We start from the raw sequence: 12,352 nt of genomic DNA, 5'->3' as shown, positions 1-12,352 counted from the left end.
CTCAGCGGACCAACTGCTCGGTGATGACGTCGGTCAAGCCGCCCAGGGTCGGGTGGTCGAACAGGATGCCGATGCTGAGTTCGACGCCGAACTGTTCCCGTACCCGGCCCATGAGCTGTACGGCGGTGAGGGAGTCTCCACCGATGTCGAAGAAGTCGGCGGATCGGCCGATGTCGTCGATGCCGATGGCCTCCCGCCAGATCGCCCGCAGCCGGTCCTCGACGGAACTGACCGGCGCGGCCGCACCGGCCGGTGGCCGTTCGGCGGCCGGCGCCGCCGGCGGCCTCGACGGTTCGCGGTTGTGCTCCGGCGGGACGGCGGGCGCGACGGCGGGAACCGGCCCCGGCGACCGCCGCACCGCCACCTGCTCCGGCGTCCGCCCGGCGAGCAGCGCCATGAACGCCCGCACCCCGGCCCGGGGATCCAGGTCATCGGCGTTCCCGGTGGCCCCGTCGGACGCGACCGGGCGCGCTTCCGCCGGCGGTACCAGGTCGGCGAAGCCGGCCGCGGCCTCCCCGGCCACCACCGACAGGTCGCGCAGCACCCGCATGGTGAAGCCCTCGATCTCGACCAGGACCGTCCCGTCGGGCGCGAGCACGTCGATGTCACCCACGATCACGCCTTCCGTGTCCGGACGCCGGCGGATGTAGCTCAGCACCTCCGCGGGCAGATCGTTGTGCAGCACGAGCCGCCGGTACAGGAATGGCAGGTGCGGCGCGTCCCGGTCGCGGTCCCGGATCAGGGCAGTGGCCAAATCCATGATCGCCGGGTGCAGCGGGTGGTCGGGAAGGTCGCCGGCGAACGGCTCGGGGAGCCGGATGTGCAGCAGCTTGGTGCCGTTCTCCGCCCACATTCCGCTGGTGCCCTGCCAGCGCGGCCCGAGCGCCAGGAAGGTGGAGGGCGTGGGTACGAACGACGGGGTCGGCTGCGGAGGGAGGCGCCGGCGGTACTCGTCGACCGGCAACTTGCGCTGCTCCCGCTCCGCGATCCCGATGTAGCCGCTGACGTGCCGCTGCCAAGGCTCACCCGACCCGTGCGGACGGGAGGTGACCTGGAAGCGTTGGCGCTCGCCGTCGGTGGTGAAGCCGATCCGCACCTCGCGAGCCACGTCGCCGGTCAGCGGTTTCTCGAACACCGCCTCTTCCAGCACGATCGCCTTGCCCGCGGCGTCAGGCTCGAACTGGCGGAAGACACCGACGACGAGGTCGAGGTGGCCGGTACCAGGCAGGACCGCCTGGCCGCCGAAGCGGTGCTCGTCGAGGGCCCAGCACCCGTCGGCGCTCAGGATCCGCTCGTCCACCCGCTCGTCGGGCGGCGGGTCGGCAGCCGGTCCGGTCGCCGGCCGGCGTGCGGCGGGGGTGGGCACGGTGTTTCCGGCCGCCATGCCGACCTCGGTCCAGGCCGGCCAGTTGATGCTCAGGTGGCGACTGGCGACCTCGTCGCCGCACGCCGCCCACGCGTCGAGGAAGGCGTTGCCGGCCGCGTAGTCCGCGCTGCCGACCAGCCCGTGAAGTGCCGCGAGGCTGGAGAACGAGACGAAGAAGTCCAGGGGCCGGGCACACCGAAGCGACTCGGCCAGGACGAGCGTGCCGTGTACCTTCGGTCGCAGGACGTTGGACGCGTCGGCCGGGCGCCGCAGGTGCAGCATCCCGTCGCCCGGGACGCCGGCGAGGTGGAGGACTCCGTCGACCGGCCCGAAGTGGGCCTGAACGATGTCCAGCGCCCGGCGCACGGCCCGCGCGTCGGTCACGTCCGCGGTGACCACCCGCACCTGCGCGCCAAGCTCCTCCAGCTCGCTGATCGCCTCCGCAGCGGCTGGGGTCGGCCCGTTCCGGCCCAGCAGTGCGAGCCGGGGACGCTTGCCGGTGGCGGCCAGACCCTTGGCGACAGCAAGGCCGAGGCCGCCGAGCCCACCGGTGATGAGGTACACGCCCTCCCGCCGCAGCGTGGTGCCGGCGCCGTCCACGGCACAGGGTCGCTCGACGGGAACCCAGCGGCGGGTTCCGCGCAGCGCCACGACCGGCGGGCCGTCCGGCATCAGCAGTTCCTCGATCAGCTCGTCCTCACCGACCCGGGGACCGACGTCCACGACCCGGGGCGTCATCGCCGGGGCTTCGAGGGCGAGGGTGCGTACGACGCCGTGGAGAGCAGCCTTGACCGGATCGGTCGCCTCGTTCCCGGAGATGTCCAGCGAACGGGTGGTCAGCACCATGACTCGGGGTTGGGCGCCGGGCTTGCGCCCGAGCCGCTGGACGAGCGCGAGGAGGCTGAAGAAGGCCAGATCGAGCTGCGCGTCGGCGGACTGGGCGGTCGCCGGCACCCACGCCGGGATCGACCAGGCGTGGACCACCAGGTCGGGCCGCCGGCCCTGCCCGGCCAACGCGTCGACGAGCAGCCCGTGGTCCGCTTCCGCGGCCGGACGGACAACGCACTCGTCGCCGGCGAACATGAACGAGCTGCCCGGCCGCACTCGGATCACCTCGTACCCGGCCTGCTGCAGGGCGGCGACCACCGGCGGACCGGCGTCGTCGTGCCGGGCGGGTACGAGGGCCAGGGCACACCGGCCGTGGCTCTGCGGCTCGGTCAGCCGCGCGCGCGGCTGTTCCACCCACGTGGTCGTGGTGTACGACGGGCCGCTGGAGGCGGAAGCCTCCATGCCATCGGGACCGGGCGAGGTGGAGACCGGCGGGTGGCCCGGGACGCGGTCGGGTTGTGCAGCTTGCTGGGCACTACGCGGCGCGGCCTGGCCCCGAACCGGCTCCACCCAGTAGCGCTTGCGCTGGAATTGGTAGCCGGGAACGGGGACGCGCTGCACCGGCTCACCGCGGTTGAGCTGCACCCAGTCGACCGGTACGCCTTCCACCCAGAGGCGGGCCACCGCCGTGAGGAGGTCCCGTTCGTCGTCGCGGGGCGCCGCCGGACCTTGGTCCGGCGGGCCGAGGCTGGCGACCGGGACCAACCGCGCACGGACCCCGGCGTGCCGGCCGACAAGCCTGGTGAGGCCACGGCCGGGCCCGACCTCCAGCAGAACACCGCCGATGTCCGCGACGGCCGCGTCGACAGCGGCCGCATACCGGACGGGCTTCACGAGCTGTCCGGCCCAGAACGCCGGGTCGACCGCTTCGGCGTCGGTCAGCCGTGCCCCGGTCGCCGCCGAGTACAGCGGCAACCGCGACGGTCGCGGCCGGACGCCGGCAAACGCTTCGGCGAAGCGGTCGACCGCCTCCCGCATCGAGCCCGTGTGGAAGGCGTGGGAGGTGCGCAGCATCCGCGTGCTGACCTTCGTCGAGCGAAGCCGGTCGGCAAGCGCGGACAGCTCCCGGAGCGGGCCGCCGATCACGGTCTGCCCTCCGGGGTTGACCGCGGACACCGCGAGCGACGCCGGCAGCAGCGCACGGACGTCCTCCTCGGTCATGGCCACGGCCAGCATTCCACCCGCGGGCATGGCCTGCATCGACTCAGCGCGCACCGCGACCAGGCGGGCCGCGTCCGCGATGTCGAACACGCCCGCGACGGTCGCCGCGACGAGTTCACCGATGCTGTGGCCGAGTACAGCGTCCGGCCGTACGCCCCATGACGACCAGGTCTCGGCCAACGCGTACTCGACCAGGAACAGCAACGGCTGGGCGTACCGTGTCTGCCTCAGGATCTCGTCGCCGTCCTCGGCAAGCCACCGGTCGTAGAGCTGGATGCCCTGCCGCTCGAACAGCTCCAGGCACAGGTCCACGGTCTCGGTGAACACCGGCACGGCGCCGTACAGACCGGCCGCCATGCGGCGATGCTGCGCGCCCTGGCCGGGGAACTGGAATACCAGCCCCCTCGGCTGGTCCGCCGGGCCGCCGGACGCCGTGATCAGCGCCTTCCGGCGCAGGGCGTCGGCCGCTTCGGCCGCGGTCGCGCAGACGGCGGCCTCGCGGACCCGGTGGCCCCGGCGGCCCTGCTGGAGCGTGGCCACCGCGTCGCCGAACGTCTCCTCGCCCGGGCCGGCGAAGTACTCCGCCAGCTTGCCACGGTTGGCCGCGGTCGCCGCGGCATCCCGCCCCGACCAGACGACGATCCGTGGGCGGCCGCTCGGGGCGCCGGCCGCGCGCTGGGGCGCCTCGGCCACGACGACGTGAGCGTTCGTACCACCGATGCCCAGCGAGCTGATCCCGGCCAGCCTCGGCCGGTCCGCCCGACGAGGCCAAGGGCTGCGCGAATGGTTGACGTAGAACGGCGTCTGTTCGAGACCGAGCTTCGGGTTGGGCGCGGAGAAGTGGAGGCTGGCGGGAAGCTGCTCGTTCTCCAGCGACAGCACGACCTTGATGAGACTCGCCACACCCGCCGCCCACACGAGGTGGCCGATGTTCGACTTGACCGACCCCAGCCCGATGCTGCCGGGCGGGGGTAGCTCAGGGCCGATGTTGCGGTAGGCCGTGGTCAGCGCCGCCACCTCGACCGGGTCTCCGAGCGCGGTGCCCGTGGCGTGGGCCTCCACATAGGAGATGTCCAGGGGGCTGACGCCCGCGACGACCATCGCCTCCATGATGGCCGCCGCCTGGCCGGTCACGCTCGGCGCGCTGAAACTGACCTTGTCCGCCCCGTCGTTGTTGATCGCGGTACCACGGATGACGGCCCGGACGTGGTCCCCATCGGCCACCGCGTCCGACAACCGCTTGAGCATGACCGCCGCGGCTCCGTTGCCGAATATCGTGCCCCCTCCGCTGACGTCGAAGGGGCGGCAGTGCCCATCGGGTGATCGCACACCACCCGGAGCCCAGTGATGCCCGTGACCGTACGGCAGGTTCACCGCCGACCCGCCCGTGATCGCCGCGTCGCACTCACCCACCCGCAGCGACTGGCAGGCGAGGTGCAGCGCGACGAGCGAACTGGAGCACGCGGTAGCCATGGTGAAACTGGGGCCACGGAGGTTCAGCTTGTACGAGGCGAGGGTCGACAGGTAGTCGACGTTGTTGAGGGTCCACAGGTTCAACGGTTCTTTCGGGTACCGGTCGCTGTTCATCACGTACAGGTCGCCGTACCGGCTCGGACCCGTCGCGCCGAACACACCGATCCCGTCACCGACACGCGACGTGTCATATCCGGCGTCTTCGATGGTGGCGTGGACAACCTCGAGGAACACGCGTAGCTGCGGGTCGCAGATCTCCGCATCGCGCGGCGTCAGCCCGAAGAACTCCGCGTCGAACATGTCCACATCGGGCGGCAGGGCCACCGCCTTGACATACGCGGGGTCGGCGAGCTCCTCCGGCGTGACACCACGAGCCAGCAACTGCTCGTCCGAGGGGAACGTGACCGACTCGACGCCATGGCTGAGGTTGTGCCAATACTCCTGAATGTCTCGGGCACCCGGAAACTTTCCGGCCATGCCGATCACGGCAATCGGTTCGAACAGTTCGCTCATTCGGCCGTCTCACTCTCCAGCGCGTACTCAGATCGCACAAGTCGGGCCAGCGCGGCCGGCGTGGGGGCGCGGAAGATCGCCGACAGCGGGATCTCGAAACCGCACACCTCGCTGGCCCGTTCCAGCAGACTGATCGCCAATAGGGAATGCCCGCCGATGAGGAAGAAGTGGGCATCCGGGTTCAACTCCACGAGGCCCAGCGCCTCCCGCCACAGGTTGAGGAACCGTGCGACGAGTTGGTCCCGCGCGGTGTCCTCGACGCTTCCGTGGTCCACCGCCGTCCGCGGCGCCGCGATCGCCCGCGCGGTGAGCCGCCGATAGTCGACCTTGCCGCTGATGGTGAGGGGAAGCGCCTCGACCACCTCCAGCAGGGTCGGCACCGCATGGCGGGGCAACCGCACGGCACAGTGCCGCCACACCCGCTCCCGCAGCCCCTCCGGGTCTCCGGCATCGCCGGTCGGTACCAGGTAGCCGGCGAGAACGGCGTCGCCCTCGCCCGGCCGGCAGAGGACGGCGGCCCCGATGCGTACGCCGGAATGCTCCTGCAGCACCGCTTCGATCTCGGTCAACTCGACCCGGTGGCCGTTCAGCTTCACCTGGCGGTCGGCACGACCGAGCAGTTCTAGCTGACCGTCATGGCGCCACCGGGCCACATCGCCGGTCCGGTAGACGCGGCCGAGACCGTCGAGCTCAGGGAACGACGCTGCGGTCTGCTCCGGAAGGTTGAGGTAGCCGACCGCCACACCGGCGCCGGCGATGGCGAGCTCGCCGGGCACGCCGACGGGCAGTTCGCGGTCGTGCCGGTCGAGAACGTGCACCCGGGTGTTGGCGATCGGCCGACCGATCGTCAGCTCCGACTGTCCCGGCATGATTTCCGCGACCGTCGACCAGATGGTGGTCTCCGTCGGTCCGTACACGTTGAACAGCCGGCAGCCGGATGCGATGAGTTGGCGCGCGAGCGACGGCGGCAGGGGCTCACCGCCGCACAGCACCCGCAGGCCCGCCAGCCGCGAACCGGCGAGCGGTGCCACCAGCCGCCACGTGGTCGGCGTCGCCTGCACGATGGTGACCCGCTCCCGGTCGATCGCCTCGAACAGCGACTCCGGCAGGACCCGCGCCTGATCCGGCACGACCACCACCCGCGAGCCGCATGTCAACGGCAGCCACAGCTCGAGCGCCGAGATGTCGAAAGCCATGGTGGTCAGCCACACCATGGCATCCTCCGCGCCGACCGGTAGCAGGTCCGCGAAGTGCCGCACGACGTTGTCCAGGTTCGCGTGGGTGAGGCGGACACCCTTCGGCCGGCCGGTCGAACCCGAGGTGTAGATGAGATACGCCACCGTGTCCGCCCCCGGTGCGGCCGTGTCGGCGAGCGCCTCGGGATTCGCCGGGACGACCGCCGGATCCACCGACGCCAGTAGCGTGCGACCGGCGCGGCACGGCAGGGGGAGCTCCTGGCCGTCGAGTATCACGCGGCACCGGCTGTCGTCGAGTTCGGCCACGAGCCGGGCTGCCGGCTGGGACGGGTCCAGCGGCAGGTACGCGGCGCCGGCCGCCCACACGCCCAGCAGCGCCGCCGCCGTGCGCGCACCGCGCGGTCCGGCCACCGCGACGATGTCGCCCGGCCCGACGCCAGCATCGACGAGAAGGTCCCGGACGGCAGCCGCCGCGCTGCCCAGCTCGGCGTAGCTGACGGCGCCGGCGGCGGCGGTGACGGCGACGGCGGCGGGCGTCCGAGCGATCTGTCCTCGTAGCCGCTCGAATACGCCGGCGGATACGCCGGCCGCTGCGGGCCAGGCCCGTTCGGTGCGGTTCGCAGCCGCCACCACCGCCCGGTCGGCGTCGGACCTGATGTCCACGTGCGACACTGGCACATCGGGTTCGGCGGCCACCGCACGCAGCAGCGTCAGGTACCGCTCCAGGAGGTCCTCGGCCTGTCGGTGGTCGTGAACCTCGGTGCTGTACACGAGATGGCACAGTGGTCCCACCGGATCCGCCTCGACGGTCAGCTCCAGGTCGAAGCGCGCCAGCCCGGTGTCCACGTGCAGTGCCCGCATCGGCTCCTCGGCCAGCCGCTCGCCGGAGAAGGCCAGCGCCCGGCCGCGGAAGTTGAACACGTGACGGAAGAGGCGGGAACGCCACCAGTCCGCCTCCGTGGCGGCCTGGCTCCAGCCGTCGGCGAGCATCTCGTACGACACGCCCGGGTGGGCCAGCGCGTCGATGAGCCGGTCGCGCACCGCATGGGTCAACTGGGCGAAGCCGGCTGCCGGGTCGACGCGGACCCGCAACGGCACCGTGTCGACCCGGTATCCGAGACCTGACGCCGAGGGGTCTGCCGGGCCGGCGGTCCGGCGCGCGTCGAGCATCACCCCGGCGACCAGGTCGGTCGCCGAGCCGTGCCGCAACAGCAGCAGGTAGTACGCGCTCAGATAGATGATGTTCGGGGTCACTCGCAGGCGCCGGCGAAGCTGCGCCACGGCCGCCGCGGTGGCCGCCGGCACCCGCCGCCAGAGGTAGCCGCCGGAGAAGGCCGGCTCCGGCCCGGACGTTCGGCTGCCGTGCAGCAGCATCATGCGCGGGTCGACATCGTGGACCTGCTGCCGCCAGTAGCGCAGCGACGCTTCGGGCGGCGGGACGATGGCGGCGTGCCCTACCGGTAGCGCGGCCGGCGCGGTGCCGGACGCGAACGCCTTGTACGCGCTGGTCAACTCTCGCAGCAGCAACTGCAGGCCGGTGTGGTCCACCACGATGTGGTGCGCGACCAGGCAGATCACGGACGAACCGTCGGCCACGTCGTACAGGCCCAGCCGCACCGGCGCACCGCCGGCCAGGTCGAACGGCACCCCGGCGTACCGGCGCATGTCACCGGCGAGTTCGTCCGTCGTCGTGGCGAACAGCTCCACGGTGACCGCCACGTCCGCCGCCGGCCGGACGACGCGGTGTGGCCGGCCGGCCCGCACGCCGAAGCCGCCGCGCAACGCCTCGTGGCGCGCCACGAGCCAGGCCAGCGCGGCCTCCAGCGGCCGCGGTTCCAGCCGCTTCGGTATGCAGACCGCGACACCGACGTTGGACACACCGCGATCCGGCACCAGGGCCTGGAGCATCCAGAGCGCCTCTTCCTGTGCATTGAGCGGCCGGACGGACACCAGACCCGCTGTGGCGTCGCCATCCATCGCATCGTCTCCTGTCGGTACAACCGGTCCGGTGCCGTGCAGCCGCTCTGTGCGATGCTCGGTCACCATCGACATCCGGACACGTCCCATGAAGTTGTGACGGTCCAGTGCGCGCGGTCGCCGGTTGCGACCGTCGCCGGATCAAGGGACAGGAGGGCCGAGATCGGCCGGCCATAAGGTGGTTGGCGACAGCTCTGGCGCGGAGGTACCCCTTGTCCACGATTCGGCGGCCGGACCGACCGGGCGGACACGACCGTCCCGGCGGCTCGAGTGCCACGCCGAGGGACGTCGTCGCCGAATGCTGGAACGAGGTCCTTGACGGGCGGTACGACGAAGCGGAGGACGTCGGCTTCGTGTCCGCGGGCGGCAACTCGCTGCGCGCGGCCCGGCTGACGGCGCTGCTGGGACAACGCTGTGGCGTGGACGTACCGGTCGGATTGCTGCTACGGGAAAACATCTCGATGGCGCGGCTGCGTCGGTTCGTGCGCGCGGCGCCGCACCGCCCGGACCGCGCCGGCGATCCGGTCGGCACCACCGCACACTCGTCTCCGTTGGCCGCCGAGCAGCACCGGCTGTGGGCGCACGCCCAACTGCACCCGCACACCGCCGCGTACAACGTGGTCGGTGCCCTGCGCCTGGCGGGACGGCTCCTGCTGCCACCGTTGCGGGACGGCCTGCGGCAGCTCGCCGAACGGCACGACGTGCTGCGCGCCCGGCTCGTCGCCGGGCCGGACGGCGACCCCGCGTGGCAGTACGCCCGGGACGGCCGTCTGCCGCTCGAGGTACATGTGGCGCCCGCGGACCTCACCGACACGGCCACCGCCGAGTTCGTGGGCCGGGCCGCCGCCGCGGTGATCCCCATGTCGGAAGCCCCGCTGGCCCGCGCGTCCCTGCTGCTGTCGCCGGATCACACGAACGCGTGCCTGGTGCTGACGCTGAACCACATCATCGCCGACCAGACCACCGTCGACCTGCTCCTGTCGGAACTGGCCGACCGGTACTCGGCCGCGCGCGAGGGCACCGTCCGCACTCCCGACGCGGCGCCCTCCTTCGCCCGCTACGCTCACCACGCCGACGCCGAGCGGCGGGGGCCTCGGCACGCCGAGGACCTCGGCTACTGGCGGCAGCGGCTCGCCGACCTCCCGGTCGAGATGCCGATGCCGATGCGGCGGCGCCGCCCGGCCGTGCCGTCGTTCCAGGGCGAGGCCGTCACCCACGTCTTCGACGCCGCCGTCGGTACCAGGCTCGACGCGCGCCTGCGCGAACACGCGATGACACCGATGTCGTTCGTCCTGGCCTGCGTCGCCGCGGTCGCCTCGGCCTGGTCGGGACAGCACGATGTGGTACTCGGTGTGCCGTTCTCCAGGCGCCGGTCGCCGGAGGAGAACCGTCTGGCCGGTTTGCTGCTCAGCACGCTGCCGCTGCGGATCACCGTCGATCCCGGCAGCAGCGTGCCGGCCCTCGCGGCACAGGTGATGCGCGGCTACGTGGAGGCGGTGGAGCACGCCGCGCCGACCTTCGACGCGATCATCGACGCGCTCGGCATCCCGTCGGCTTCGGGACGCAACCCCGTGTTCCAGATCTGGGTCAACGACCTGACCGATGTGGCGCCCCCGCCACGCTTCTCCGGGCTGCGGACCACGGACCAGCCGCCGCCGATGACCTCCGCCCTGTTCGACCTCGGCTGGTACCTTTCCCGCCACGAAGTCGGTTACCGCCTCCAGTTGGTGCGTGACGTCGAGCTGTACACCGCCGCCGTCGCGGCAGAGTTGCTGAACCAGGTCGTGCGGCTGGCGGAGAGCGCCATCGACCACCCGGAGCGGTCCATCGGTGCGATAGATCTGGTCGGTACGCGCGCCAAACGGACGCTGCCCGATCCCAGGTCCGTGCCGGACGCTCCACCGGACGGGGAGGACCCGGCGTCCGCGGTCCTCGCCACCGCCGCGAGGTTCCCCTCCCGCGCCGCGATCGTCTCGCCCGAGGTCACCGTGACGTACCGCGAACTGTCCGAAGCGGTTCGGCGGACCGCCCGCGCATTGGACGAAGCCGGGGTACCGCACCGCGCGACCGTGGAGGTGGCGGCCCGCCGCTGTGCGGACCTTCCGGTGGCGCTGCTCGGCACCTGGCTGCACGGTGCCTGTCCCGCGCTGGTGGATGTCGCGGTTCCCGAGGCCCGCATCGCCGCGGCGCGGTCAGCGATCGGCGCGGCACCCCGGCTCGCCCCTGCACCGGCCTGGTCGGCAGAGCCCTGCCTGACGGTGCCTGACCTGCCGGCGGCGCCACCGGACGACGACGGGACGCGGCCGAGCCACGTGCTGTTCACCTCGGGAAGCACCGGCCTGCCGCTCGGCGTCCGCGTGCCCCACGGACCCCTGCAGCGCTTCATGGGGTGGTACACGGCGACGTTCGGGCTGGGGCCCCACGACCGGTTCGGCCTGATCGCCGGCGTCGGGCACGATCCGGTGTTGCGTGACATCCTCGCTCCGCTGTACGTGGGCGCACAGCTACATGTTCCTCCACCCACCGCGCTGACAAATCCGGTGGCGCTGTTCGACTGGCTGGCCCGTTGCCGGGTCACGGTCGTCCACGCCACGCCGGCACTGCTCGAACTCCTGCTCGCCGCGCACCACGACCGAGCGCGGCGACTGACCGCGCTCCGGCTCGTGGTCTGCGGCGGCGCGCCGCTGCACGCCGGGCTCGCCCGCCGGGTCCGGCAGCTTACCGACGCGGTCCTGGTCAACGCGTACGGGACGACCGAGACACCGCAGATCGCTGCCTGCGAGATCGTGGCGCCCGCCGGTGCACCGCCGGACGAGTACCTGGCCGACTCGGCCGTGCTGCCGGTCGGTCACGGCGTCGCCGACCACCAGGTGCTGGTGATGACCGCCCAGGGGATGCAGGCCCCGCCCGGCCACCGCGGTGAGGTCACGGTTCGCGGCCGCTACCTCGCCACCGGATATCTGGGCCCGACCGGGGCGGCCCAGCGGTTCCTCCCGGACCCGGCCGGGGTGCCGGGCGTCCGCTGCTACCGCACCGGTGACCTGGGATACGTCGACCTGGCCGGGCGGCTCGTGGTCACCGGCCGAGCCGACCGCCAGGTGTCGATCGACGGCGTCCGCATCGAGCTCGAGGAACTCGAACACGTCGCCCTGTCCTATCCGGGCATCGGCACGGCGGTGGCCAGCGTGCGCGCCGGCGCAGACGGCGACCGGTTGGTCCTGCACGTGGTGCCCGCGCCCGGGTGCGCGCCGACAGCGGACGGGCTGCGCCGTCGTCTGCGCGGCACGCTGCCCCGGCAGGCCATTCCGTCCATCATCACGGTCGTCGACCAGGTGAGGCTGAACGTGAACCACAAGCTCGACCCGGCGCCGAACCCGGACCCCGCACCCGTCCGGGACGCGGTCGGGGCGGCCGCGCCCGGCACCGCCCTCGCCCAGCGGCTTTCGGCACTCGTCCGGTCGTTGCTGGGCCACCCGATCGACCCGGACGAGAATTTCTTCGACGCGGGTATGACGTCGATGACCCTGGTCCGCTTCCACGCCGGCCTCGTCCGCGAACTGCGGCTGGAACTGCCGGTGACGGTGCTGTTCACACACGTCACACTGCGGGCGCTGAGCCGCTACCTCGCGGGCGACGAGCAACCGGCGGCGGACACCGGCCGGGTCGGTCCGGTCCCGGACCGGCGGGCCGGAACGTCGGCCGCGCTCGGCGAGATGGCCTCCGCGATGCGCCGGGCCCGGGCCCGTGTCCGCGATGCCGGCACGGGCGGGCCGTGACG

Annotated in this window: 3 protein-coding genes; 1 reads left to right on the top strand and 2 read right to left on the bottom strand. The window is 72.5% G+C overall.

From position 1 onward, the window contains the following. Nucleotide 1: 1 nt before the first annotated feature. Entirely contained in the window at nt 2–5,401 is a 5,400-nt protein-coding gene (locus Drose_RS15115) for a type I polyketide synthase (protein WP_260728834.1), read from the bottom strand. Further along, the gene (locus tag Drose_RS15110) at nt 5,398–8,574 is read right to left on the bottom strand and encodes a non-ribosomal peptide synthetase (protein ID WP_260728833.1); all 3,177 of its coding nucleotides are present in this window, start codon (nt 8,572–8,574) and stop codon (nt 5,398–5,400) included. The genes Drose_RS15115 and Drose_RS15110 overlap by 4 nt, the downstream gene beginning before the upstream one ends. Before the next feature lie 212 nt (nt 8,575–8,786). Between Drose_RS15110 and Drose_RS15105 the strand changes: the two genes are divergently transcribed. Further along, on the top strand, nt 8,787–12,350 hold the full coding sequence (locus Drose_RS15105) for a condensation domain-containing protein (protein WP_260728832.1): 3,564 nt from the start codon (nt 8,787–8,789) through the stop codon (nt 12,348–12,350). Nucleotides 12,351–12,352: the final 2 nt, after the last annotated feature.

The organism is Dactylosporangium roseum (assembly GCF_025264685.1).
Taxonomy (GTDB): domain Bacteria; phylum Actinomycetota; class Actinomycetes; order Mycobacteriales; family Micromonosporaceae; genus Dactylosporangium; species Dactylosporangium roseum.
Note: the sequence above shows the minus strand (reverse complement) of the source record. Positions and strands in the feature narration are given on the sequence as shown.

Bases quoted from the DNA above. Each gene is read 5' to 3' on its own strand.
- Drose_RS15115 (WP_260728834.1), bottom strand. From the start codon at position 5,401: ATGAGCGAACTGTTCGAACCGATTGCCGTGATCGGCATGGCCGGAAAG.
- Drose_RS15110 (WP_260728833.1), bottom strand. From the start codon at position 8,574: ATGGATGGCGACGCCACAGCGGGTCTGGTGTCCGTCCGGCCGCTCAAT.